This is a genomic window from Bradyrhizobium sp. dw_78, from assembly GCF_018449525.1.
Lineage (GTDB): Bacteria > Pseudomonadota > Alphaproteobacteria > Rhizobiales > Xanthobacteraceae > Bradyrhizobium.
Genome location: NZ_JAAVUS010000008.1, coordinates 330,919 through 355,782 on the forward strand (window position 1 = coordinate 330,919; position 24,864 = coordinate 355,782).

Annotated in this window: 21 protein-coding genes; 13 read left to right on the forward strand and 8 right to left on the reverse strand. The window is 60.0% G+C overall.

Annotated elements, in window-relative coordinates:
• Positions 1-274 precede the first annotated feature (274 nt).
• From HB630_RS21445 to HB630_RS21455, 3 genes are read right to left on the reverse strand one after another with little or no spacing between them, the layout of a single operon-like run.
• Positions 275-1,483, reverse strand: coding sequence for an ABC transporter substrate-binding protein (locus tag HB630_RS21445; RefSeq protein WP_213774391.1), 1,209 nt, complete (start codon positions 1,481-1,483; stop codon positions 275-277).
• Positions 1,484-1,527: 44 nt separating this feature from the next.
• Positions 1,528-2,301, reverse strand: coding sequence for an enoyl-CoA hydratase (locus tag HB630_RS21450; RefSeq protein ID WP_213774393.1), 774 nt, complete (start codon positions 2,299-2,301; stop codon positions 1,528-1,530).
• A gap of 42 nt (positions 2,302-2,343) precedes the next feature.
• Positions 2,344-3,747 carry a CaiB/BaiF CoA-transferase family protein gene (locus HB630_RS21455; protein WP_218626199.1) on the reverse strand — a complete coding sequence of 468 codons (1,404 nt, stop codon included), beginning with the start codon at positions 3,745-3,747 and terminating at the stop codon, positions 2,344-2,346.
• Between HB630_RS21455 and HB630_RS21460 the strand changes: the two genes are divergently transcribed.
• Positions 3,746-4,693, forward strand: a complete 948-nt coding sequence (locus HB630_RS21460; RefSeq protein ID WP_213774394.1) for a LysR family transcriptional regulator — start codon at positions 3,746-3,748, stop codon at positions 4,691-4,693. The two genes, HB630_RS21455 and HB630_RS21460, sit on opposite strands and share 2 nt — an antisense overlap.
• Here the strand turns inward: HB630_RS21460 and HB630_RS21465 are convergent.
• Positions 4,690-5,610 carry a LysR family transcriptional regulator gene (locus HB630_RS21465; RefSeq protein WP_213774396.1) on the reverse strand — a complete coding sequence of 307 codons (921 nt, stop codon included), beginning with the start codon at positions 5,608-5,610 and terminating at the stop codon, positions 4,690-4,692. The genes HB630_RS21460 and HB630_RS21465 overlap by 4 nt on opposite strands.
• 115 nt (positions 5,611-5,725) lie before the next feature.
• On the opposite strand from HB630_RS21465, the gene HB630_RS21470 reads away from it, so the two are divergent.
• The 10 genes from HB630_RS21470 (at position 5,726) to HB630_RS21515 (ending at position 17,171) form a co-directional block, all read left to right on the forward strand.
• Complete coding sequence (locus HB630_RS21470) at positions 5,726-7,402, forward strand: acyl-CoA dehydrogenase family protein (protein WP_213774397.1); 1,677 nt, start codon at positions 5,726-5,728, stop codon at positions 7,400-7,402.
• Positions 7,403-7,487: 85 nt separating this feature from the next.
• On the forward strand, positions 7,488-8,681 hold the full coding sequence (locus HB630_RS21475; RefSeq protein WP_346656119.1) for an ABC transporter substrate-binding protein: 1,194 nt from the start codon (positions 7,488-7,490) through the stop codon (positions 8,679-8,681).
• A gap of 672 nt (positions 8,682-9,353) precedes the next feature.
• Positions 9,354-10,616, forward strand: coding sequence for an MFS transporter (locus HB630_RS21480; protein ID WP_213774400.1), 1,263 nt, complete (start codon positions 9,354-9,356; stop codon positions 10,614-10,616).
• A gap of 177 nt (positions 10,617-10,793) precedes the next feature.
• Entirely contained in the window at positions 10,794-11,672 is an 879-nt protein-coding gene (gene rutR, locus HB630_RS21485) for an HTH-type transcriptional regulator RutR (protein ID WP_249780957.1), read from the forward strand.
• Between the two features lie 260 nt (positions 11,673-11,932).
• Entirely contained in the window at positions 11,933-13,018 is a 1,086-nt protein-coding gene (rutA, locus tag HB630_RS21490; protein ID WP_213774401.1) for a pyrimidine utilization protein A, read from the forward strand.
• Entirely contained in the window at positions 13,018-13,773 is a 756-nt protein-coding gene (gene rutB, locus HB630_RS21495) for a pyrimidine utilization protein B (RefSeq protein WP_213774402.1), read from the forward strand. Before rutA ends, rutB begins: the two co-directional genes overlap by 1 nt.
• 3 nt (positions 13,774-13,776) lie before the next feature.
• Positions 13,777-14,169: a pyrimidine utilization protein C gene (gene rutC / locus HB630_RS21500; RefSeq protein WP_213774403.1), complete on the forward strand. Its 393-nt coding sequence runs from the start codon at positions 13,777-13,779 to the stop codon at positions 14,167-14,169.
• Positions 14,170-14,178: 9 nt separating this feature from the next.
• Positions 14,179-14,964: a pyrimidine utilization protein D gene (rutD, locus tag HB630_RS21505; RefSeq protein WP_213774404.1), complete on the forward strand. Its 786-nt coding sequence runs from the start codon at positions 14,179-14,181 to the stop codon at positions 14,962-14,964.
• Positions 14,965-15,170: 206 nt separating this feature from the next.
• Positions 15,171-16,502, forward strand: a complete 1,332-nt coding sequence (guaD, locus tag HB630_RS21510; protein WP_346656122.1) for a guanine deaminase — start codon at positions 15,171-15,173, stop codon at positions 16,500-16,502.
• 372 nt (positions 16,503-16,874) lie between these two features.
• Entirely contained in the window at positions 16,875-17,171 is a 297-nt protein-coding gene (locus HB630_RS21515) for an HU family DNA-binding protein (RefSeq protein ID WP_213774406.1), read from the forward strand.
• Between the two features lie 435 nt (positions 17,172-17,606).
• On the opposite strand, the gene HB630_RS21520 is transcribed toward HB630_RS21515, so the two are convergent.
• The 4 genes from HB630_RS21520 to HB630_RS21535 form a co-directional block, all read right to left on the reverse strand.
• A complete protein-coding gene (locus tag HB630_RS21520; RefSeq protein WP_213774407.1) occupies positions 17,607-18,476 on the reverse strand; it encodes a hypothetical protein in 870 nt (289 codons plus the stop codon).
• A 165-nt stretch (positions 18,477-18,641) separates the two neighbouring features.
• Positions 18,642-19,538, reverse strand: coding sequence for a c-type cytochrome (locus HB630_RS21525; protein ID WP_213774408.1), 897 nt, complete (start codon positions 19,536-19,538; stop codon positions 18,642-18,644).
• 14 nt (positions 19,539-19,552) lie between these two features.
• Positions 19,553-21,361: a PQQ-binding-like beta-propeller repeat protein gene (locus HB630_RS21530; protein ID WP_213774409.1), complete on the reverse strand. Its 1,809-nt coding sequence runs from the start codon at positions 21,359-21,361 to the stop codon at positions 19,553-19,555.
• Positions 21,358-21,789 (reverse strand): hypothetical protein, encoded by a 432-nt coding sequence (locus HB630_RS21535; protein ID WP_213774410.1) that lies wholly within the window; start codon positions 21,787-21,789, stop codon positions 21,358-21,360. The genes HB630_RS21530 and HB630_RS21535 overlap by 4 nt, the downstream gene beginning before the upstream one ends.
• 441 nt (positions 21,790-22,230) lie before the next feature.
• Between HB630_RS21535 and HB630_RS21540 the strand changes: the two genes are divergently transcribed.
• A complete protein-coding gene (locus tag HB630_RS21540) occupies positions 22,231-23,712 on the forward strand; it encodes a PQQ-dependent sugar dehydrogenase (RefSeq protein WP_346656120.1) in 1,482 nt (493 codons plus the stop codon).
• Positions 23,713-23,730: 18 nt separating this feature from the next.
• On the forward strand, positions 23,731-24,726 hold the full coding sequence (locus HB630_RS21545) for an aldo/keto reductase (protein ID WP_213774411.1): 996 nt from the start codon (positions 23,731-23,733) through the stop codon (positions 24,724-24,726).
• Positions 24,727-24,864: the final 138 nt, after the last annotated feature.

The following is a 24,864-nucleotide window of genomic DNA, read 5'->3' on the forward strand; positions in this document are numbered from 1 at the left end:
CGATGCGACAGAAGCTCCCGCCATCGCGGCACGAAGTCCGCCTGAGACGCCCCGATCATCACGGCCAAATCCCGAAGACCCTCGTCTCGAAGATGTCGTCGAGATTCGGCCGAACGATTATGCCAAGGATGCAGTCATAGAGGGACTAGACTTACTCGCCGAGGACGAGGCGCCGACCCGGATGGCCAGTGCCATTCCGGGAGAAGTGGCTGTTCACTTCCCGCGTATCGGCTTCGACATGAGACCTGTCGGGCCATCGCGATCGGACGTGGTTTTAGCGATCCTGTTCGGTCGCTCGCGGGCAGCCCGTCTTGTCCAGCGGAATGAACGCTTCCTCGGGCGGGATCTTCGACACCACCTTCATGATGTCGTCCGGCCCCTTCGATTCCTGCGGCGTCTTCACCTGCATCAGATAGATCGGCTGCATCACGCGTCCGTCCTTACGGACTTTGACGCCGTTGTGGAGAGGGTCGGACAGCGGCGTCTGGTACATGATGGCCGAAACCTTGTCGGGATCCGTGGTTCCGGCGGCCTTGACCGCGGCGAGATAGTTGTACACGGCGCTGTAGCTGTCCGCCTGATAGTAGGTCGGGATCTTGCCATGCATGGCCTTGAACCGCTTGCTCCAGGCACGCGTGGTTTCGTCCATGTCCCAGTAGAAATCGGCGACGCCGATCACGCCCTGAGCGACGGCGAGTCCGATGGATTGAATGTCGCTGGTGAAGATGTCGAGACCCACGATGCGGGTTTTCGATCCCCCGCCCATCAGGCCGAATTCCTGAGCCTGCTTGATCGAGGTCTGAGCGTCCGAGCCCGCGTTTGCGAAAGCGACCACATCGGCTCCCGAGCCCTGCGCTTGCAACAGGAAGGAAGAGAAATCCGCGGTGTTGAGCGGCGCCCGAGCGCTGCCGAGCACAGAGCCGCCCGCGGCCTTGACGACTTCGGAGGAATATTTCTCGAGATCCTGACCGAACACATAGTTGGCGGTGATGTAGAACCACGACTTGCCGCCATCGGCAACGACGGCGCGTGTCGCCGCGGTGGAAATGGCGTGCGTGTCGGGTAGCCAGTGGATGCTGTAGGGGGAGCATGATTTTCCGGTTATCTCGGCGGTGGTGCCGCCGCTGACCAGAAACATCTTCTTTTTCTCCGAAGAGACGAATTGTATGGCGAGAGCGGTCGAAGAACTGCCGCCGTCCAGGATCGCGGTCACGTTCTCCCGGTCGTAGAATTGCCGCGCGAGGTTGGAGGCGACGTCGGGCTTGTTCTGCTCATCGCCGCTGATGATCGTGATGGGCTTGCCCAGGACCTGGCCGCCGAAGTCTTCCGCGGCGAGGCGGGCGGCGACGACGGAGCCCGGTCCCGAAAGGTCGGAATATGGTCCGGACATGTCTCCGAGGACGGCGATCTTGACCGCGTCGTCAGCGAGACACGCGGAAGTCGACAGGGCGAGCATCGCAAGTGCGAGAACGGATCGTTTCATTTCGTCTCCTCCGAAGAATTGTTGTGTTTGCCTGGGTGGCGCAGTTAGGCGGACTTGTGTTTGAAGAATTGCGACATGAATAGGCCTGGTTCACCGGTTGCAAATGCGTTGCCGAAATAGGAAATGCTCGCGGAAACCGAATCCGACAGGTTCATGTCCTCCCAGCGGCGCAGCAATTCCTTCTGTGCCTGCATCACCTGTGGCCCGCATTTCAGGATCGGTTCGATGACCTTGGCGATCTGGCGATCCAGTTCGTCGGTCGAGGCGACGACGTCCACCAGTCCCCAGGAGAAGGCGGTGCTCGCGTCGATGACGGCGCCTGTGAGGATCAGATAGCGAGCGCGACCCCAGCCGACGAGGCGGGGCAACAGCGCTGCATGAATGACCGAGGGAATGCCGACCTGTACTTCCGGCATTGCGAAATTTGATGAATCCGTTGCCACGCGAATGTCGCAGGCTGCGGCGAGTTCGAGGCCACCGCCGAGGCACCACCCCGATATTTTGGCAACGACGGGTACCGGAAAATGACGGACGCGATCGCAGAGGTCGCGCAGCCGGGATATAAAACGCTCGCCGGAAACCTTGTCCAGTTGGACCATCTCGCGAAGGTCCGCGCCGCCGATGAAGGTGCGGTCCCCGGGGGACGCGAGTATCAGGACGCGAGCGTCTCTTTCCCGGGACAGGATGTCCAGTCCGGAAGTGAGACCATCCATGACGGCCGTGTTGAGCAGATTCACCTTGCCGGCGTTGCAGATCGTCATTTCGATGACGCCGTCACTTCGCCGCTCGATGCCGCAGAAGTCGTTCAACATTTCCATTTCTTGTTCCAGTCGTCGAGGAGGCTCACATCGTCGTCGGTGTCAGGCAACGACTTTTCGATCGCGCAAGAGCGCCACTTCGTCCGCCGACAGTCCCATTCTCGCCAGGATGTCGTCGGTGTGTTCGCCGAGCAGGGGCGGGGCGAGCGCGCCTGTCGCCTGCACGATCGGATTGCGCACGGTCGGCACATCGCCCATGCGGGAATGATGGAGGGTTTGCAGGACCTGGCGATGCTTGACCTGCTCGTCCTCGAAGACCTCGTTCAGCGGTCTGATCGGTCCCCAAGGCACGCCCGCCGTGTCGAACAGTCTGCCCCAGTCGTCCTTGGTCCGTTGGCCCATGATCTGGATGACGTGCTCGCGCAGCGCCGGCAGGTTCTCGATCCGGCTTCGGTTGGTGCGGAACATCGGATCATTCGCGAGATCCTCGCGACCGGCGACGGAGCAAAACCGAGCGAACTGCCCATCATTGCCGATCGCCAGGATCAGATAGCCCTCGCTGCAGGCAAACACCTCGTAGGGTGCGCAATTGGGGTGCGCGTTTCCACTCCGACGCGGTGGTTGGCCCGAGAGCAGGTAATTCATGTTCTGGTTGGCGTTGAGAGCAATGGCGGCGTCCAACAACGCGAGATCGATGTATTCGCCCTCTCCGGTCTTTTCCTGCTTGCGCAGCGCAGCCAGGATCGCGACCGTCGCATACATGCCGGTGATCAGATCGTTGATGGCGACGCCGGCGCGAAGGGGACCGGCTCCGGGAAGACCGTCCGGAATGCCCGTGTAGCTCATGAAGCCGGCCATGCCCTGGAACACGTAGTCGTATCCGGGGCGCCCGGCCAGCGGGCCCTCCTGGCCGAACCCGGTAATCGACGTGTAGATGATGCCGGGGTTGATCTGTTTCATGGATTCGTAATCAAGACCGAACTTCTTCAAGGATCCTGATTTGAAATTCTCGATGACGACGTGCGATCCGGCGCACATGCGACGAACCAGATCCTGCCCGGCGGCTTGTGAGAAATCGATGGCGATGGAGCGTTTTCCGCGGTTGCAGCTCATGAAATAGGCCGACAGCTGGTCGCCGGCCTCCGAGGTCATGTAAGGAGGACCCCACCCACGCGTGTCGTCTCCCGAGCCGACGGACTCGACTTTGATGACCTCAGCCCCGAGATCGGCGAGGTTCTGTGAACACCACGGTCCCGCCAGGATGCGGGAGAGGTCGAGTACCTTTACGCCGGCCAAGGACTTGTTCACGCTGCAAACTCCGCGATTTTCACGTCGATGCTTCGCGTGGCCTGTCGCTTCGAGTCCAATCCAAAGACGCGAACATGGTCTTTGGCTAATTTGAACGCCGGCGTGTCGGTGATATGGGACCCCACTGGGGGGCAGGAGAAAATGGCGTCCAACACCAGATGGTGGCGTCCGAAACAGCGATAGGGAAGAGAAGGTCATGCGTTACGATCTGATGGACTTGAAGCTCTTCAGGGCGATTGCCGAGACCTCGAGTCTTTCGGCGGGTGCGTCGCAAATTCACCTGTCGCCGGGCTCCGCGAGCTATCGGCTCAAAAATCTCGAGCGTCTCGTCGGCACCACGCTCTTCTTGCGAAGCCCGCGAGGGATGGTTCTCACGGCCGCGGGTGAAAGCCTCCATCGCCATGTGATCGCCGTGTTCGGAGATCTCGAGCGCATGCACAGCGAGATGAGCGGATTTGCCAACGGTCTTCGCGGAAGTATTCGTCTTTACGCGAACAGCAGTTCGCTGAACGGCTTCCTGGCCGAAGACCTGTCCAGCTTCCTATCCATGAACCGTCAGTGCAACATCGAACTGGAAGAGCATAACAGTGACGATATCGTCTTGGCCGTCGGCGACGGCACGGCCGACCTCGGAATCGTCGCAAGCGATGTCGAGTCTGGAAGTCTCCAGGTCTTTCCCTACGCAACCGACCACCTCGTCTTGGCGGTCTCCAACGAACACCCCCTCGCGGCGCGCGATGAGATTAAACTGGAAGAAGCGCTGGACTACGATTTTGTGTGCATGCAGAGGACAAGCAGCAATTTTCAATTTCTGGCGCAGACATGCGGCAAACTGGGCAGGCAGCTCAACATCCGCATCCATGCCCATAATTTTGCGACGGTCCTCCGGCTCGCGCGCGACAACATCGGCATCGCGCTGGTTCCGAGAAGAGTCTTGGCGAGCACTCTTCCCAAAGAAAGCTGCAGCGTGGTCGAACTATCGGACGATTGGGCGTTGCGCAGGCTGAAGGTCATCGCACACAACATCGAGAATGCGCCACAATTCACGAAGAACCTTGTCGATCACCTGCTCTTGCGTGCGGAGCTCAATTCGGGAAGGAATGGTGATGACCGAATGACGACCTCGCGGACGCAGATCGCCTAGACGGCAAGTCGCGCTCTGGGCGTTGAGATCATCCTTTTGGATTGATCCCGCGATATTTCTATCATGGCGGAAAGGCCTGGTACGTCATCAGCATTACCCTTCCATATGCACCATGTTTCAGAGGCTTCGTGCGGCTCGGAAAACTTGACGAATTTGGCGGTCGTCGGGCTTCTCGCGCTCAGTGTCCTAGGTACCAGCGATACGCCCATCCCAGATTCAACGAACGCAACGACGCTGCTCCAGTGGCGAACTTCGTGTTTGATATTAGGCATGAAGCCGTGTGCTAAGCACAACGCGACTATCGACTCGAAGTAGTGAGGCGAACTCCCGCGAGAGAACAAAACAAATTCGTCCTCCTTGAGCTTGGCAAGATCGAGCCTGCGGACATTCGCGTAGCGATGCCGTTCATGAAGGCAGGCAACAAACGGCTCAGAATGATAACGGAAGCCGTTCAGCTCTGCGGCGGTCTTCGCTCCCGAGACGAATCCAAAATCGATCTCGTTCCGCTTTACAGCCGCGACTTGTTCAAGGGAGTTGAGTTCTTGCAGCGAAAGGTCGATTCCCGGGTGCTCCTTACGAAACCGCTCGACCATCTCTGGTAACCCGCGATAGAGCATTGCGCCACCGAAACCAACGCGTAATCGCCCTTCCTTTCCGCCCGCGACAGCTCGCACCAGGGCTTTCGTTTCGTCGAGCCGGCGTAGCAGCAGCCGCGCTTCGCGCTGGAGCGCTACGCCGGCCCGCGTCAGCTCCACATTGCGGCTATTTCGGTCGAACAGAGGAGTCTGCAGCTCATTCTCGAGTTGCTGGATAGCCAGACTTAATGGAGGCTGCGACATCGATAGTCGCTTGGCTGCGCGACCGAAGTGTCGTTCCTCGGCCAGCACTGAGAAATAGCGAAGCTTTCGAAGGTCCAAGGTCTGCTGCCTGATCGATAGCGAAAAGATATTAATCGGTTTAATTTAGATATTGGACTATATCGGTCGAGTTGTCGATGATGTCACCCGGAAGATAACCTCTGAGGGATTCGTCATGAGAGTTGATCTCGCTCCAGTCGTTCAAGTTCCCGATTCCCGGGGCACTAACCTCTACCGGGGAGATCGCGATGCGGCCCCGCTTTTAAAGCACTATCTTCCAGATGATCTGTTCGGCCACCTCGATCCGATTTTCGATCGCCTCGGAGCGCTCGCAGGCGATCGGTTGGATCGCTTGGCAACGATTGCGGATAAAAATCCGCCGACCTTATCGGTTCGTCTTCGCACGGGCGAAGATCGCGACACCGTCGAGAAACATCCCGCCTATCAGGAGATGGAACGGCTTGCATTCGGCGAATTCGGGCTTTCCGCCGTGTCTCATCGCGCGGCACTGGGTTGGCATGAAGCGATGCCGCCGGCTGCCAAATACGCTATCGCTTTCCTTTTCACGCAAGCCGAGTTCGGCTTGATGTGTCCCGTCAGCATGACCGACTCCCTGGCTCGAACGCTCAAGCGCTATGGGGAGAAGTCGCTGGTGGACCGCTACTACGACAAGCTCACAACGACCGAGCTTGATCAACTGCTTCAGGGAGCCATGTTCATGACGGAACAGGGCGCAGGATCCGACATATCCGCCACCGAAACGCGGGCAGATCTGCGGGAAGACGGTACATGGAGCCTGACTGGGGACAAGTGGTTTTGTTCGAATGTGGATGCCGATCTGGCGATGGTGCTCGCACGAAGCGAATCCAAACCGGGACTTCAGGGGATATCGCTGTTCCTTCTCCCCAAGATCAAGCGGGACGGCTTGCCAAATGACTATCGGATCCTGCGCCTCAAGGACAAGTTGGGCACGCGGTCGATGGCAAGTGGTGAAATCAGGCTCAATGGCGCGGAGGCCTATCTTATCGGGGAGCGCGGCCGCGGCTTCAATCAGATGGCCGATATGGTCAACAACTCGCGTTTATCGAATGCGATGCGTGCGGCCGCGCTGATGCGGCGCGCGGTAGCTGAGGCAACGTTCGTCGCCCGGCGGCGCAGCGCCTTCGGCCGCCGGCTCGTCGAACTGCCTTTGATGCGTCGGCAACTGGCCAAGATGATGGTGTGGGCCGAGCAGGCGCGTACGATGATGTTCTTGACCGCCGAGGCGCTGCATCGCGCCAATCAGGGCGATCTGGAAGGTGAGAAGCTGGCGCGTATTATGACGCCGCTTATCAAATTCCGCGCCTGTCGCGACGCCCGGAAAGTTACCGGAGACGCAATGGAGGTGCGGGGAGGTTGCGGTTACATCGAGGAATGGCCGGATGCCCGCTTGCTTCGCGACGCCCACCTTGGATCGATTTGGGAGGGTACGTCGAATATTGTCGCTCTGGACGTGGTGAGGGCGATCGCCCGTAACGGGACGCTTCCCGTGCTCAAGGCGGCGAACGAGCGGCGCTTGGCGGATGCCGATCTGGATCCGTCGCTCGCTGCACTCATGGCCGATACCCATGAAAAGGTCTGTGCGTTCGCGGCGAAAGTGACGGATGACAAGGACGAGCAGCTGGCACGCCAAGTGGGATCGTCGCTATATCATATCACGTCGGCGATCGGCCTAGCGTTCGAGGCGAAACGGATCGACGCGCCGCATCGCTTGGCGATGGCCCGCATGGTGCTTCAGCATCGGCTGCTTCCGCGCGATCCGTTATCGTCTGATGAGGACCCGTCGATGTTGGACAGTCTGCTCGAAGTCTAAAATGCTGCGGCGGTGCCGCTGAAGTAAGAAGCTCGTCAAAATGAGCAAAGGGAGAGACGCAGTGAGATTAACACGAAGGACGTTCGTGGCCGCCAGCGCCGCGACGTTGGTTGCGGGCCGTGCTCGGGCGGCGCAGCCAATCAAGATCGGAGTGCTGACGGATTTCGCGGGCCCATATGCTGACGACAGCGGACAGGGCTCGGTCGTTGCGGCAAAGCTGGCGATCGAGGATTTTCGCAAACTGCATGGCGGCCTCGATGTTGAGCTGATTTCCGCGGATTTTTTAACCAAGCCGGATGTGGCCGCCAACGTTGCGTCGTCTTGGTACGACCGCGACGGCGTTGACATGATCATCGATGTGCCGGTCTCCTCCGCCGCGCTGGCAGTCGCAACTGTCGCGAAGCAGAAGGACAAAGTGGCCATTTTCAACGCCGGGGCGTCAGCTTTGACTGGCTCCAACTGTGGTCCCAACCATGCGCATTGGGCCTTTGATACTTACGGTCTCGCTGCAACGACAGGGCGGGCGGTCGTGGAGGCCGGCGGCAAATCCTGGTTCTTCGTCCAAGCGAACTATGCGTTCGGAGCCTCACTGGTTGCCGACGCGACCTCGGTGATTGAAGCATCCGGAGGAAAGGTCGTTGGAACGGTAAAATATCCATTTCCAGACACCAGCGATTACGCCTCATTTCTTTTACAAGCGCAATCCAGCGGCGCTGATGTGATCGGTTTCGCGAGTGCTGGGGCGGATTCATCCAATCTCATCAAGCAAGCCTCGGAATTCGGATTGGGGAACGGCACGGTAAAGCTTGCCGCGTTGTTGTGCTTCATTCCACAAATCCATGCGCTCGGGCTGGCAGCTTCAAAAGGGCTGCAGGTGTCAGAGGCGTTCTATTGGGATCTGAATGACGATACGCGCGCTTTGACCAGCCGTTACGCTCCGCAGGTTGGCGGTGCGAAACCATGCACGATTCAGGCGGGCTGCTATTCAGGCGTGCTTCATTATTTGAAAGCCGTTGCCGCTCTCGGAGTCGACGGCGCGAAAAAAAGCGGGGCCGCGGTGATCGCAAAGATGAAGGAAATTCCCACCAGCGATCTGGCGTTCGGCAACGGCCGCTTGCGGGAAGATGGTCGAAAAATTCATGACATGCATCTGTTTGAGGTGAAAGCCCCGGCGCAGTCGACTAAACCGTGGGATTATTACAAATACTTGAGAACCGTTCCGGGCGAGCGGGCTTTCCGGCCGTTGGCCGAGGGAAAATGCGCGATGATTCACCTCTGATTGTGCCGTGTCGTCGCCGGCAGGCTCTATCATGCGGTTACCGCATCCTGACGGGCCGAGCAGAACCAGTCTCTCGCCTGCCGAAAGTGTGAAGCTGACATCCTCGACTGTGGTCAGGATGCCGTCACGCCTAGGATAGCTGATGCTGACATGATCGAGCGCAAGCAGCGTCAGTGACGTGGTGTTGCCGGAGAGAGGCCGGCCGGCGAGCGACGTTCACGTCAGCTTCCCGGCTTCTCTCCGAGGCCGGACCAGAACAGATCCCGCCAGGACGCCGGCGCCTGCTCATACAGTTCTCCGATCTGCGGGGCCTCGCTATTCGAATCCAGTTCCGGAAGTGGCGCCAGCGCTGCCAGAAGCCCAGGAGAAAGAAGTGACAGATCCCGATGCGGTGCAACGAACGGGACTCCGTCTCAATGACGATCTCGAATACGATCGTGGAGCGTGAGATTACGGCAGCGGGCATGGGGAGAGCGCGTAGCGGGCGGTTGCATCAATGCGTCGATTTTACAAGGCAGGCGATCGGGCATCTGATCTGACAAATAGGAGGGGCTGCGGTCACGAAGGGCCAAGGTCGAGGCCTTATCAAAAATTTCAGATCTCTTGGGATCTATTACCTATGATAGCCAAGCTGGGGCGTTCCAGCGCTCGATCTGATTTTGTGACATCGCTATGGATAAAATAACACAGACCGACGCTGGCTTTTTCGGTTGGTTCGGACAGCTTACGGTGCCGGAGCGCAAGTCTTTTTGGGCCTGCTTCGGCGGCTGGGCCCTCGATGCCATGGATGTGCAAATCTATGCGGTCCTGATCCCTACACTTTTATCGGTGTGGCATCTGACAAAGGGGCAAGCGGGGTTGCTCGGAACTTCCGCCCTTATCGTTTCGTCGATCGGCGGCTGGGCCGCCGGCATCCTGGCCGATCGGTTCGGCCGTGTCCGCGTGCTGCAGATTACCATCCTCTGGTTCGCGGTCTTCAGCTTGCTTGCTGGTTTTGCTCAGAACTATTCACAGCTTATCGTTGTACGTAGCCTTCAAGGCCTGGGCTTCGGCGGAGAATGGGCGGCAGGCGCGGCGTTGATGGCCGAGACAATCCGGCCGGCGTTCCGCGGTCGCGCCGTCGGCAGCGTCGCAAGCGGCTATTCGATCGGCTATGGGATAGCGGCTCTCCTCGGCACGATCGTACTTATGGTATTGCCCGATACGCTGGCTTGGCGCGTGCTTTTCGCACTCGGCGCATTGCCGGCGTTTCTGGTGTATTTCGTCCGCCAACATGTGACGGAGTCCGAAACCTTTAAAGCCGGCGCGTCGACACGCAAGGCAGCTTCGTCGACGCAATTCCTGGAGATATTCTCAGCCAACATGCTTGGCCGAACGGTTTTGGGAGCCATGCTGACGGCTGGCGCCCTCGGCGGCAACTACGTCATGTTGACGTGGCTTCCCACTTATTTGAAGACCGTGCAAAACTTGTCGGTCGCCAACACCGGTCTTTATCTCTTCGTCAATATCGTGGGCTCTTTCGCGGGCCATATCACGAGCGCGCATCTCAGCGACGCTCTCGGCAGGCGGCATACCTTCTTGCTGATGGCGGCTGCATCGATCGCATCCGTACTCGCCTACACCCTGCTGCCGCTGAACCAGCCTCTTGTGCTTCTGATCGGCATTCCTCTTGGCTTTTTCACGTCGGGGATCGTGACCGGTATAGGTGCTTGGTTTGCTGAACTCTTTCCAACGCGGATCCGCGGCTCAGGACAAGGTTTCACCTACAACTTCGGCCGTGGCTTCGGAGCCGTGACGCCGGCTTTCGTCGGCTTGGTGGCAGCCAATATGCAGCTCGGGGCCGCCATGGCCATTTTTGCTTCTTCAGCCTATGCCCTTGTGATCGTCGCAGCATTTCTCTTGCCGGAAACCAGAGGCAAACCTTTGCAAGACTGATCGGATAGAGTTGCCGTGCCGTGGACTTGAACATGGAAAGCCATGCCCGGCACTTCTGCTGACCGAGCCAAAGCCGCGCCATCTTCGGCATGCACAGTTCGGAAACTGGCCCGCAAATCAGCGAAAACAGGCATCAGATAAAACGGGCCACATGTATGCGCGGTTCGGCGAGGGGTGTTGGACATCGAAGACGGCGATGCCGGTCAGATTGAACATTGCGTCCCCAGCATCGACTGTGAGAGTTATCTCTGGGGAGCAGGAATATTTATGATGAAAACCCAGGCGAAGGCGGTTCGTCCGGCCTCCGGCAAGACACAGAAAAAAGTGGCCAAGCGAAAGGGGCGCAAAATCAGCGTCTCCAGATCGATTCTGGTCTCGTCACGGAATGGGAAAAGTACCCCCCGCCGTCGGCAGCGCATCGAGGCGAGAAGCGGAGTGATCCTCGACGCTGCTCTCACCCTTTTTTCCCGGTTCGGGTTGCACGGGACCACCGTGGACCAGATCGCGGCCGCGGCGGACGTCTCCAAGACCAATCTTTTTTATTACTTCGCCTCCAAGGAAGATGTGTATGTCGCCGTGCTGCGCCGGCTTCTTGACGAATGGCTTGCTCCGCTGCGGGCCCTTGAGGTCGACCAGGATCCCGTTGATGCCATCCGCGACTATATCAGGCGCAAGGTCGAATTTTCGCGAACTCAGCCGGAGGCCTCGCGGCTTTTTTGTCTTGAGATCGTCCAGGGCGCTCCTCTGATCGGGCCTGCCCTTCGTACGTCCCTTAAATCTCTTGTCGACGCCAAGGCAGGCGTGATTGAAGCCTGGATCGCGGCCGGGCGGCTGGCACCCGTCAATCCCCACCATCTTATTTTCGCGGTCTGGTCAACGACGCAGCACTACGCGGATTTTGCATCGCAGGTCGAAGCCGTGGTGGGGCGGCAGTTGGCCGACGACGATTATCTGGAGCAGGTGATCGGCGACATCCAGCGCATCATACTTGACGGCATCAAGCCCGGTCGTCTGCCGTTGCCGGGTACACGAACGGCGCGAAAAAATTCCGCGTGAAAGCCTTCCCAAACCGCTGACACGAACATGCGGACTCGAACATGAAGGTGGCGGGTGACCGGAGATAAGGCAGCGCGCTGCCCGCATTTCCGGCAAAAGCCGCCGTTGGTTCGGACCGAACGGACTTTTTCAGACCAATTGGTCCGATTTGTTTGCGGGATGCGAAGTAAGTATATGATATAGCGAATAAATTTATAGATGGCACATGTTGTGCCTTCTGGATTGATGTCCACTTTGCGGGGTCAGTCCGGGAGGCTGTCATGGAAATTGGTGTTTTCATCCCGATCGGTAATAACGGATGGCTGCTGTCGGAGAATGCGCCGCAGTACAAGCCGAGCTTCGATCTCAACAAGGAAGTGGTGCTTCGGGCCGAGAAATACGGCCTCGATTTCGCGCTTTCGATGATCAAATTACGCGGGTTCGGGGGCAAGACCGAATTCTGGGATCATAATCTCGAATCCTTCACGCTCATGGCCGGGCTTGCATCGGTCACGACGAAGATCAGATTATTCGCCACGGCGGCGACGCTGGTGATGCCGCCGGCCATCGTGGCCCGCATGGCCTCGACGATCGATTCCATCAGCCATGGCCGCTTCGGATTGAACGTCGTCACTGGATGGCAGCGGCCGGAATATTCCCAGATGGGCATGTGGCCGGGCGACGAATATTTCGCCAAGCGTTACGATTATCTGGCGGAATATGTTCAGATCCTTCGCGATCTGTGGGGCAAGGGGCAGTCCGACTTCAAGGGTGATTTCTTCAAGATGGATGATTGCCGTCTCAGTCCGAGGCCTGCCGCGGAGATGAAGCTGATCTGCGCTGGCCAGAGCGATGCCGGTCTTGCCTTCACCGCCCAATATGCGGACTACAATTTTGGCTTCGGCAAGGGCGTCAACACCCCGGCCGCATTCTCGTCCCTGAACACGCGGCTGGCGGCCGCCACCGCCAAGACCGGGCGTCACGTCGAATCCTATCTGCTCTTCATGATCATCGCGGACGAGACCGACGCGGCGGCGCGTGCCAGATGGGAATACATCAAGGCTGGCGCCGATCAGGAAGCGATCGCGTGGCTTGGGCAACAAAGCGCGGTTGACAAGTCGTCCGGGACCGACACCAATGTGCGGCAAATGGCGGATCCGACGTCGGCCGTGAATATCAATATGGGCACGCTGGTGGGCTCTTATGAAAATGTCGCGCGCATGCTCGATGAAGTTGCAGAGGTGCCTGGCACCGGTGGCGTTCTTCTGACCTTCGATGATTTCGTGAACGGCATTACCGCTTTTGGCGAGCGCATTCAGCCTCTCATGAAGAGTCGCAAGGCCGTTCCGGTATCTGAGGTAGCGTGATGACGAGCAAAATCTCCTCCGCCGTAGCAAATGAATCGGCCGGCCGCGTGTCGTCAACGGTCGTTCTTCCAGCCCGGCCCGAACCGCTCAGGATCAATGCCGCTGAAACAGCGGTGATCGTCGTCGACATGCAAAACGCCTACGCCACTGAGGGCGGCTATGTGGATATCGCCGGCTTCGACATTTCGGGAGCGGCCGGCGCAATCGGACAGACCAAGAAGGTGATTGAGGCCGCGCGCGCCGCCGGCTGCACCGTGATTTTTTTCCAAAACGGCTGGGACAAGGATTATGTCGAGGCCGGTGGTCCCGGTTCGCCCAATTGGCATAAATCCAATGCGATGAAGACCATGCGGGCGCGTCCCGAACTTGCCGGCACGTTGCTGGCCAAAGGCACATGGGATTACGCGATCGTGGACGGGCTTGCGCCGCAACCCGGCGATATTCTCATCCCGAAAACCCGTTACAGCGGCTTCTTCAACACCAATGTCGACAGCGTGTTGCGTTCGCGGGGCATCCGCACCCTGGTCTTTGTCGGCGTCGCAACCAATGTCTGCGTCGAATCCTCGCTGCGCGACGCCTTCCATTTCGAATATTTCAGCGTGGTACTGGAAGATGCCGTTCATCATCTCGGGCCCGACTTCGTGCGCCAGGCTTCGCTCTACAACATCGAGAAGTTCTTCGGCTGGGTTTCCAACGTCAACGATTTCTGCGGAGCCGTGCTCCAGACCGCACCCACGCATTCCAGGGAGGATTGAACAATGCCCAAGACGATCGTGACGCCGCCGGGCACCGGTACACCCATTGCGCCGTTTTCGCCGGGCACCATGGCCGATGGCATCGTCTATGTATCGGGCACCCTGCCGTTCGACAAGAACAACAATGTCGTTCATGTCGGGGATGTCGCAGCCCAGACCCGGCATGTGCTGGAAACCATCAAGTCTGTCGTTGAAACCGCCGGCGGTACCATGGAAGACGTGACCTTCAATCATATCTTCCTGACCGACTGGGCCAACTATGCTGCGATGAACAAAGTGTATGCCGAATTTTTCCCCGGTGGAAAACCGGCGCGATTCTGTATTCAGTGCGGCCTCGTCAAGCCCGATGCGCTGATCGAGATCGCCAGCGTCGCCCATGTGGGGCGCAAGGGCTAGGAGCGCGCCGTGAATTACGAAGCTTTCGGCCGCGCTAAAACCGATGCGCCGACCATCGTGTTGTCGGCCGGTCTCGGTGGCCTCGGCGCGTTCTGGAAGCCGCAATTCGCGGCGCTGTCGGAGCGGTTCCATGTGATCGCCTATGACCACCGCGGCACTGGCGCAAACAAAGGCGCGCTGCCGGAGGGGTACACCATCGCGGCGATGGCTGACGACGTGGTCGGCATTCTCGATGAAGCGGGGGTGGGGCGCTGCCATTTCATGGGCCACGCGCTCGGCGGCCTGATCGGCATGGAACTGGCGCTCCGCGCACCGTCGCGGGTCTCGGGGCTTGTCCTGGTCAATGCCTGGCAGACCGCGGCCTCGCCTACGCGCCGGTGTTTCGCCGCACGGCTTGCCTTGCTCGAACGATCCGGTCCCGAAGCTTATGTTCAGGCCCAGCCGATCTTTCTCTATCCGGCGGCCTGGCTCATGCGGCATGAAGACAGCATCGCGCGCGAAGTCGCGCACGGCATCGCCCATTTCCAGGGCGTTGAAAACCTGATGAAACGGGTAGGCGCGCTGCTGGCCTTCGATGTTTCGGCGCGGCTGGGCGAGATCGCGGCGCCCACCCTGGTCGCGGGCACGCAGGACGATGTGCTCGTTCCTTATCTTTGCTCGGAGGCGTTGGCGTCCGGTATCCCCGGTGCGAAATTGTGGCTTGCCGCCGAAGGTGGCCATGCTTCGACCGTCACCGATCCCGATGGATTCAACCTTGAGCTCCTGCGTTTCCTCGATGAGACGGCTTATGCGTGACTGGCTGGCAGATGGACGACGGGCATGATTCAACTGAGTTGAATCGTGCCCCGTGAGTATGGTGAGTCTTCTTCGAATCGTCATCCAACTCTATCTTTTTGTTTGAGCATGGTCTTTCTGCGCAAACGCGCTCCGCCCTTGTCGCGAGGAAAAGCCGGTTTCCGCTTTTCCGGATCATGCTCGAGGAGGTGCTCACGGTGACTGCGATCAAGGCTCTGCGCGGGGCTACCGTTTCCTTTCGCCAAAATCCGTTCGAACAGGCCGCCGAGACCTGCCTCGTCCATCATGAGGATGCCCTCGTCATTATTGAAGACGGCAAGATCCAGACGATTGGGCCCTATTCCGAGATCATCGCCCGACTTCCGACCGGCGTGGTCCCGACCGAATACCCGAATGCGCTCATCTCGGCCGGCTTCATCGACACTCACGTTCACTATCCACAAGTCGAGATGATCGGCGCCTACGGATCGCAGCTTCTGGAGTGGCTGAATAACTATACCTTCGTGACCGAGCAGAAATACGCCAATGAGGCCCATGCGGAATTGGCGGCGAGGTTCTTCCTGCGCGAGTTGCTGCGCGCCGGCACAACGACTGCGGCGGTCTACTGCACGGTTCATCCTCAGTCGGTGAACGCGTTTTTCGAAGAATCAACGCGTTTCAATACCTGCATGGTCGCAGGCAAGGTGCTGATGGATCGCAACGCACCTGAAGCGTTGCTCGACACCGCCCAACGCGGCTATGACGAAAGCGACGCCCTCATCGCCCGCTGGCATCAAAAAGGCCGACAGCACTATTGCGTCACGCCGCGCTTCGCGCCGACGAGTACCGAGGCACAGCTCGAAGCGGCCGGTGCATTGTTGCGCAAATGGGACGGCCTCTTCATGCAGACGCATCTGTGCGAGAACCAGAATGAGATCGAGTGGGTGTTGAGCCTGTTTCCGCAGCGGTCGAGCTACCTGGACGTCTATGCCCATGCGGGGCTCGTCGGGCAGCGTTCGGTTTTCGGCCATGCCGTGCATATGACGGAGCAGGATTTCTGCACCTGCCATGACACTGGCGCGGCGCTGGCGCATTGCCCGACCTCCAATCTCTTCCTTGGGAGTGGCCTGTTCCGGCTTTTTGATGCCATCGATTCCAGGCGCCCGGTCAGGGTTGGACTCGGCACGGATGTCGGCGCCGGTACCTCCTTGTCGCAGCTGCAGACGTTGAACGAGAGCTACAAGGTCGCTGCCCTTGCTGGAACCAAACTGAATGCCACCCAGTCCTTCTACCTGGCAACGCTTGGCGGTGCCCATGCGCTCTATCTCGACCACCGCCTGGGCAGGCTCGAACCCGGCTTCGACGCCGACATCTGCATTCTTGATTACAAGGCAACGCCGCTGCTCGAATTCCGCAGTTCCTATTGCGAGAGTCTCGAGGAGCTTCTGTTCGTGTTGATGACCCTCGGCGACGACCGTGCGGTTCGCGCTACTTATGTCGCTGGCGAATGCGTTTACGACCGCGATCGGCAGGGTGAGAAATTCCGCTACGCTCCCTAGAACATGATCCGGAAAAGTGGAAACCGGTTTTCCGAAAATATCATGCTCAAACAGAAAGTTAGAGCTGGATGACGATTCGAAGAAAAGTCATCCCGCTCTGCTCTGTGATTCATCCAACGAGGCGAGAATTGCAACCTTCGAGGCCGGTCATTCCGGCCTAACGGCCGCTTCTGGCACGTAGTTGCCAGGGAGGCACGCACGCCGAGCTGCTTCCTTGCGTTTTGGGCCTCGATAGGTTTTAAGCCCAGTACCTTCATGACCACAGGTATGAACGAGAAGCGAACGGCGTGGCTTTGCCGCGTTTTAAACAGAGTGACGCCCCCGTAGCTCATGCGTTCTAAACTATTCTGAGCCACCACAAAGGAATCCATCATGGCCAAGATGACCAAGAATCAGCTGATCGATGCAATTGCAGAGGGAACGCAGGTTTCCAAAGGAGACGTAAAGGCCGTCATCGAGCAGATGGCGACGGTAGGCTATAAGGAACTGAATGAATCCGGCGAGTTCGTCATTCCTGGCTTGGCCAAAATGTCGGTCGTGAACAAGCCTGCTACTGAGGCCCGCAGCGGTGTAAATCCTTTTACGAAAGAACCTATGGAGTTCGCGGCCAAGCCGGCCAGCAAGTCGGTCAAGGCGTCACCCCTGAAAGTTGCCAAGGACGCTGTTTGATACGGACGGGTTGGTTGAGGCATTTTTTGCCTGAGCTGTAGGTCATTCCATTACACAGGCAACCCCACCCGCACGCTATGCACCCCGAGACGGAATCTCGGGAGGGCCTGCGGGGACAGTCTCGCAAAGGCCATGCGGTGTAATGCCCGCGTGGCCTTTTGTCTTTTATGTTTGATCGTAAAAACACAAGGGCATGGCTACCCGGTGGCTGGAACATCGTTGGATGATGCGATGGCGCCTCGGTCGATAGCTGATAAAGTGAAGGGCCGTCTTTTTCTGCCGAACACAGCCAACTGACACCGCGGTCGGCACCTTGATAGTCTTTTGTGTTGTTAAAATGCGGGCGCCCCGGCGTCAGCGGACCGAATGGCCGAGACAGGCGCCGTGATTTCGATCGCCTTCCAAACAACCCCGCCGCGCGCGATCAAGGGTCGGTCAGTTCAGCATCGGCAGGGCGATCGCCTTGTCCTTGGCGCGGTCGCCGACCCACAAGGTATCGCCAGCCGGCTCGATCGCCGTGGGCTGGGTCAGGCCGTCGAGAATGGTGACGACGGTCGCTTGATCACCATTGACGGTAATCATGCTGGCGCGGCCGTTCCTGTTCTCGGCCAGATATAGCTTGCCGTTATAGGCGCGCATACCGTCCGGCCCCTTGATCGGGCGATCGGGCCAGATCTGTACGGGCGAACCCGCCTTGCCGGCCTGATCCAGCGGAATCCGGTACAAATTGTTGGATATCACATTGTTGACGTAGAGTTCGCTGCCCAGAAAGGTAATGCCGTCAATGCCGTCGAGCGCGCGATCCTCGATCAGCAATTCGGGCTCCGAGGCCTCTGGCCTGAGGCGGAAAATTCGACTGCCGAAAGTATCGCTGACATAGAGGGCCTTATCCGGCCCGACAACGAAATCGTTGCACAGATTGATGTCGCCGGGGAGCGGCCAACGGAATTTCGGCGCCGCGCTGGTCAGATCAAAGCTGCGCAGGATCGAATGGTGATTCTTGCCCACGCCGATGATTTCACAGGCCCACAGCGTATTGGTCGGGCCGTCCGCCAGAACACCAAGAAAGCTGACATTCCCCTCGGCGGCGCTGACGTCGATGAATGTCTTCGCTTCGGATGCGCCCTTTGCGGCGCGGTAGATCACGGGTTTGCTGGCGCTGCCGATGATCAGCGAACCGTCCGGTGCCTCGGTGAAGCTCTCCGGCTGCGACTTCGGTTCGGTGGTGACGACCAGCTTGGGCTCAGCCGCCTGCGCCGCGGAGCAGATCAGCAGCGCAGCCAGCGACAGGACAGAAAGCCGCAAGCTCGTCTCGACCGTTGCCACGACCAACCCCATGACAACTGAAGAGATAGCTAAAGGGAGACTCGTCTTTGCGCGTTCATTTAACGGCATTTGTCTATCTCCTCCTGCGGTTCTTCGGAATTGGACCACGGGCTCAGTTTGCTTCAGCTTGCAAAACGTAGCGGCCTACTGGCCGCGTTTCAGGCTCATCGCCTGTTGTGAAGGCGCGTCGGCCGGCAATTCCTTGTCGCCTTTGGGATAGTCGTTGGCGTCCAGCAGGAAGGCGGTGAGCTCGGCGTAGCTTTGGTCGGTGAGGCTGCCAGGCCGGTCCGGCGGCATCTTCGCCTTCATGAAGGCCACCAAGGCTGCCACGGAGCCTCCGCCCCAGTGCTTCTTGAAATACGATCCGTTCAGCGGCGCGCCGCCGAATTCGCCGTTGTCCAGCGTGTCACCGTGGCATTGGACGCAGCGCTCCGCATAGATGTCGGAGCCGCGCGTCACCTGGTCCGCGGTGAAGCTGACGGGCACTGTTCCGGCCGCGCCGCTTGCTGTTGCCGGCGTCCCACCGCCGCCGGCCTGCTGCGTGCCGGACCGCAGCGCATAGACCGCCGCCGATGTGAGCTCTGGCATACGCAGGGCCTTGATTTCATCGGCCGTGAAAGGCTTGAAACCTGCCGGAAGCGACTTGCCGTTGTTCCAGGCGTTGCTGACGTAGTTGAGCACGGCTGCAATGTCGTCGTCGCTCAAAGCCTGCCACGCCGGCATGGCGCCGTCGTAGTTGCCGCCGTTGACGCTGATCTTGCCCTCAAGGCCGAACAACAGCACCTTGCCGACATAGGTGCGACCGTCCGTCGGATTCAGGAGGTCGGGAACGTGCCCGGCCAGCGGCGGAAAGGCGTCGGCCATGCCTGTGCCGCCGGCCTGGTGGCAGGCGGCACAGTTGGCTGCGTAGATTTGCGACCCTGCATCCGCGTTCGCCACGCCGCTTTGCGCCTGCGCGAACGCGGCCGAAAAAAAAGCCGCGGGCAGGAGGATCGCAGCCAGGGCGTTGCGAAGGGAAGGGCGGAAGAAGCGTCGTTGCATTGTTTATTTCTGGTTCATTTTTGCGGCACGGCGAAGACGAACAAGGCGGAGCCGCCGTCGGGGATGCCGATCTCCGGTGTCAGGGTGGCGAGCGAACGGGCGTGGCTGGACCCGTTGCCGACGGCAACGGCCACGTACTGGCGGCCCTTGACCGAGTAGGTGATAGGGAAGGAGTTGACGATGTTGGTGGCGCGCGTTTGCCACAGGATCTTGCCCGTCTTGTCGTCATAGGCCCGGAAGTAGCGGTCCAGCGCGCCGGCGAACACCAGGCCGCCGCCGGTGGCGAGCGCAGCACCGGTCTGCGGCGCGCGCGTGCGGTCGGACCACACGGCCTTCTGGCTGAACAGATCGACGCCGTCCATACGGCCGATGTTGCCGTCGCTGTTCGGAATCTGCCGGCGCGCAAAGATCGCGCGGCTGCCGCCGGTGTAGCTCTTGCCCTCCTCGATCGGAACCGGCGTGGTGTCGGAGCAGTATTCGTTCAGCGGGATGTACAGCATGTGCGTGCGCGGGCTGTAGGCGGTGGCGGGCCAGCCGCGGCTGCCGGGATCGGCCGGACAGTTGGTGGTGGTCTGGCCGATGTGCGGCACGGCGGCCTGGTTGATGGTCTTGGCACCGGTCTTCGGGTCGATCGCCGACACAACGTTCTGGTACACTGTCTGCTTGGACCACAGCCACTGGCCGTTGGTACGGTCGAGCACCTCGATGATGCCGAGCTTGCCCACGGTCACCATTGCCTTGCGCACCTTGCCGTCGACGGGAATGTCGACCAGCACGCGCTCATAGGCGTAGTCCAGGTCCCAGGTGTCGTTCGGCAAATGCTGATAGTACCACTTCAGCTTGCCGGTATGCGGATCGAGGGCCAGGGTGGAGTCGGTGTACAGCGCGTCGTTGTTGGCGCCGTCCTTCTTCGGCAGCAGGCCGCCGATTTCGGCGACATGGGGATAGGGCTGGCCGACGCCGAGGAAGAGGGTATCGGTTTCGGGATCATAGCTGCCCGAGTTCCAGGTCGAGGCGCCGAAGCGCTTTTCCAGCGGCAGGCCGTTCCAGGAATCCCCGCCGGGCTCGCCGGGCTGCGCGATGGTGTGGAAGCGCCATAGCTCCTTGCCGGTGTTGATGTCGTGGCCGGTGACGAAGCAGCCGCCGGGCATGGCATTGCCGCAGCCGGTCATGCCCTGCACGATGACGTTGGAGGCGACCAGCGGGCCGCCGGTATAGCGCCAGCCCTTTTTGTAATCCTCGGTCTCGTGGTCCCAGACCACTTTGCCGGTCTTCATGTCCAGCGCGATGATATGGGCATCGGAAGTGGCGACGATCAGCTTGTCGTCGACCATCGCCATGTTGCGCTTGGCGGCATTGTTGCCGTTCTGGCGCGGGATTTCGGGCGGGATATCGCGCTTGTATTCCCACAGCAGCTCACCGTTGGTGGCGTCGAGCGCCTGCACCTTATCGAGCCAGTTGTAGAGGAACAGCACGCCGTCATGGACCAGCGGCGTTGTCTCCGTGGCGCCCGGCGTCATCGCCCAGCTCCACGCCACCGTCAGGTTCTTCACGTTGTCGGTGTTGATCTGCTTCAGCGGGCTGTAGCCCCAGGCATCATAGGTGCGGCGCCACATCAGCCAGTCGTTGTCCGGCGGATTGAGCAGCATCTGCGCCGGCACCGGGGTCAAGGCGCGCAGAGGGGCGTCGTGCGGCGGCGGGGTTACTTGCGCGGGCTTCTGCGCGGAGACCGGGGACATGCCCAGCATGCCGGCAGCCAGTGCGGCGGTGCAAAGCAACCGTCCAGTCAGATTTGCAACCGGCTTGTGGGTGCGCAGAATCATTTTGATATCCTTATTGTCTGACTGACAGATCCACCGGCGCGGAGCAGTTCGCGCAAAATATCCATATGTATATAACGGAGCCGCCCGCCGCCCGCGTCACTTTGGAGTGAGCCATCAGATTTGCTCGATCGCGCCTTGACTTTTTTCCGTTGGGCAATTGCCTCGGGCAGATAGCCCTTTAGCTGAGGGTATTCATGGGTCGACGTGGCGAGCCGACGCGCACCGGGCGGCAGAAAAACTGGATGCCGGACCGCGCCAATTGGAAATGAAGCGAGCTTGCTGCGGCGTTTGGCGCATTTTTGGAAAAGTCCGAAAGGTCTTTTGCCTTGGGCGAGTGACCATGTGCTGCTGGTCTTCAGTTTTTCGTGCGTTGTCGAAAACGTGCTTGCTGATATGGAAGGAGATCGCAAATCCGGCTGACGTTTCAAGTTTTCCTCACATTTATCGCGACGCGTGTTCGTGAGAGGGGACCGCTTGATGCTGCTGGGCTGCAATTCGTGCGAAGCCCAATCGGGTGCGATGCGCCGAGGTGTTCCAGTGAACGCAAGGAGACGAGCATGAAAAAGGGTGGTTGCCGTGTCGCGAATGCCGCGTGGATGGTTGCATCGGTCGTCGTAGCGCTTGCATCGATGGCCGGGTCGAATATGCGCCCGGCGATGGCGCAAGACGCTGCATCCGGGCGTCAAGCTGCGCGGTGTCAAGGCGACAATGGCGGACTTACGCTGTCACCGGGTTTTTGCGCCAGCATATTCGCTGACAATCTCGGTCATGTCCGTCATCTCGTCGTCGCATCGGACGGTGAGGTTTACGCCAACACTTGGAGTGGCCGATATTTTCCAAATTCGCCTCCGCCGCCCGGCGGTTTCCTGGTGGCGCTGAGGGACACCAAGGGAAGCGGCCGCGCCGATGTCATCCAGCGCTTCGGCGTGACCGTCGAGCAGGGAGGGACCGGAGGGAGCGGGATCGCCCTCTATAATGGCGGTCTCTATGCTGAAGAAAACCATCGAATTCTCCGTTACGAGCTTGTTCCGGGATCGCTGCCCGGCGGGACCCCTCGAGTCGTGGTCTCCGGCCTTCCTTTGACCGGTGACCACCCCATGCACCCGTTTGTGATCGACGGAAAAGGTTCCCTTTTCGTCGATGTGGGCACTGCGACGAATGCTTGTCAGGAACAGAACCGTATCGCCGGCTCGCGCGGCATCGCGCCATGCACGGAAAAGCAGACCCGCGGCGGCACCTGGCGGTTTGATGCCAACAAGACCGGTCAAGCTTTTTCTCCATCACAGCGCTATGCGAGTGGGATTCGTAACGGCGAGGGGTTCGCGTTTGATGCTGCCGGCCGTCTGTTCGTGACCCAGCACGGTCGCGACCAGCTCTTCCAGAACTGGCCGCGACTCTACACCGCCGAGCAGAGCGCGACGTTGCCTGCCGAGGAATTGCTGCAGCTCGCGCCCGGGGCCGACTACGGATGGCCTGAATGCTATTACGATCAACAGCAAAAGAAGCTGGTGCTCGCCCCCGAATATGGCGGCGACGGCGGCAAGAAGGTCGGCGTCTGCGCACAGCGGCGAGGGCCCGTGGCCGCTTTTCCAGGCCATTGGGCGCCCAACGATCTGGCGATCTACCATGGCAACCAATTCCCGGCAGGATATCGCGGCGGCGCGTTCATCGCGTTTCACGGTTCCTGGAATCGGGCGCCCCTTCCCCAGGGAGGCTATAACGTCGTTTTCCAGCCGTTAGCTGATGGCAAAGCGTCCGGCCCGTTTGTGGTCTTCGCGGATGGCTTTGCCGGTGCGGATAAAGATCCGGGCAAAGCGGCGTTCAGGCCGACCGGCCTTGCTGAAGGCCCCGACGGCGCATTGTACGTGGCCGATGACGTTCACGGCCGGATTTGGCGCATCACCTATAACGGTGATGGATCGGACGCGGTGGCGGCGGCGCCGGCGCCCGTCGTCAGCGCGAGCGGCTCGCCCTCGGCTACGCCGCCCGAAGGCCTGCATCCCGACGCAGGCCGGCTTTCCCGTTCGCTTCCGACGCCGGCGGGCGCTACCGCCGAGCAGGTGGCGTTGGGGGAGCGGATCTTTCATGGCGAGGTCAGCGATGGCACCTGCAGCGGCTGTCACGGATCTGATGCCGGCGGAAGCCCCCAGGGTCCGCCGCTCAACAGCGGGCATTGGCTCTGGAGCGACGGAAGCCTGTCCGGATTGACCGCGACGATCGAGAAAGGTGTGGCTCAGCCAAAGCAATACCAGGGCGTGATGCCGCCGCTCGGCGGAGCTCCGCTCTCGCAGCAGGACGTCGCCGCGGTATCAGCCTATGTCTGGGCGCTTGGCCATGCGAATAAGAACTGATCCCGAAGGAGATCCAACATGAAGAAGCGCGTTCTCGGCAAAGCCGGGCTCGAAGTGTCCGCACTCGGTCTCGGCTGCATGGGCATGAGTTGGGCATACGGCGCCGCCGGCGATCGAAATGAGATGATCGCCCTGCTTCGGAGTGCCGTGGAGCTTGGCGTCACCTTCTTCGACACCGCGGAAGTCTACGGCCCGAGGACGAACGAAGAACTCGTCGGCGAGGCACTGGCTCCGCTCCGCGACAAGGTGGTGATAGCCACCAAGTTCGGGTTCAAGCTGGACCCGCAAGGCGGCGCCTCGCCGGTCGGCGTGGACAGCCGGCCCGGGCATATCAAGGAAGTTGCGGAGGCCGCGCTCAAGCGTCTGCGAACCGATCACATCGACCTCTTCTATCAACATCGCGTCGACCCGGCCGTTCCGATCGAAGATGTCGCCGGCGCGGTCGGCGAACTGGTCAGGGCCGGAAAGGTCAAGCATTTCGGGCTTTCGGAGGCCAGCGCTGCGACGATCCGACGGGCTCATGCGGTACATCCCGTCACCGCCGTGCAGAGCGAGTATTCGCTGTGGTCCCGCGAGCCTGAAGCTGAAGTTCTGCCCGCTCTGGAAGAACTGGGCATCGGCTTTGTGCCCTACAGCCCGCTGGGCCGCGGTTTTCTGACCGGCGCATTTTCGGCCGACACCAAATTCGCGGACGATGACTTTCGCAAACGCAATCCCCGCTTCCAGGCGGAGGCACTGCAGAACAACGTCGCGCTGGTGGACGCTTTGAAGAATATCGCGCGTCAGAAAGGCGCGACATCAGGACAGTTGGCACTTGCGTGGCTGCTCGCACAGAAGCCATGGATCGTGCCCATACCGGGCACCCGCAAGCGCACGCGACTCGAAGAGAACGTTGGGGCGGCGGAACTCGCTCTGACCGCCGCAGACCTCAAGATGATCGAGACCGCCATCGGGACCCACACCATCCAGGGTCAGCGCTATGACGAACGCGGGCTCACCATGGTCAATCTTTGAGGCGCACGGGCGGCCGTCCGAAGACCGCCGGCTTGACGACCTCGCGCTGGCGCTCAAGGAAGAGATTTTCCAACTGGCCCTCATTGGTAGAGTGTCGATTCCGAAATCCACCGGCAAACTTAGGCCATCAGGTCACTG

What these genes read in the sequence shown, in the direction of transcription:
- HB630_RS21445 (WP_213774391.1), bottom strand. Translation starts at nt 1,483, where the DNA reads ATGAAACGATCCGTTCTCGCACTTGCGATGCTCGCCCTGTCGACTTCC.
- HB630_RS21450 (WP_213774393.1), bottom strand. Translation starts at nt 2,301, where the DNA reads ATGGAAATGTTGAACGACTTCTGCGGCATCGAGCGGCGAAGTGACGGC.
- HB630_RS21460 (WP_213774394.1), top strand. Translation starts at nt 3,746, where the DNA reads ATGCGTTACGATCTGATGGACTTGAAGCTCTTCAGGGCGATTGCCGAG.
- HB630_RS21455 (WP_218626199.1), bottom strand. Translation starts at nt 3,747, where the DNA reads ATGACCTTCTCTTCCCTATCGCTGTTTCGGACGCCACCATCTGGTGTT.
- HB630_RS21470 (WP_213774397.1), top strand. Translation starts at nt 5,726, where the DNA reads ATGAGAGTTGATCTCGCTCCAGTCGTTCAAGTTCCCGATTCCCGGGGC.
- HB630_RS21480 (WP_213774400.1), top strand. Translation starts at nt 9,354, where the DNA reads ATGGATAAAATAACACAGACCGACGCTGGCTTTTTCGGTTGGTTCGGA.
- rutA (WP_213774401.1), top strand. Translation starts at nt 11,933, where the DNA reads ATGGAAATTGGTGTTTTCATCCCGATCGGTAATAACGGATGGCTGCTG.
- rutB (WP_213774402.1), top strand. Translation starts at nt 13,018, where the DNA reads ATGACGAGCAAAATCTCCTCCGCCGTAGCAAATGAATCGGCCGGCCGC.
- rutC (WP_213774403.1), top strand. Translation starts at nt 13,777, where the DNA reads ATGCCCAAGACGATCGTGACGCCGCCGGGCACCGGTACACCCATTGCG.
- HB630_RS21515 (WP_213774406.1), top strand. Translation starts at nt 16,875, where the DNA reads ATGGCCAAGATGACCAAGAATCAGCTGATCGATGCAATTGCAGAGGGA.
- HB630_RS21525 (WP_213774408.1), bottom strand. Translation starts at nt 19,538, where the DNA reads ATGCAACGACGCTTCTTCCGCCCTTCCCTTCGCAACGCCCTGGCTGCG.
- HB630_RS21530 (WP_213774409.1), bottom strand. Translation starts at nt 21,361, where the DNA reads ATGATTCTGCGCACCCACAAGCCGGTTGCAAATCTGACTGGACGGTTG.
- HB630_RS21545 (WP_213774411.1), top strand. Translation starts at nt 23,731, where the DNA reads ATGAAGAAGCGCGTTCTCGGCAAAGCCGGGCTCGAAGTGTCCGCACTC.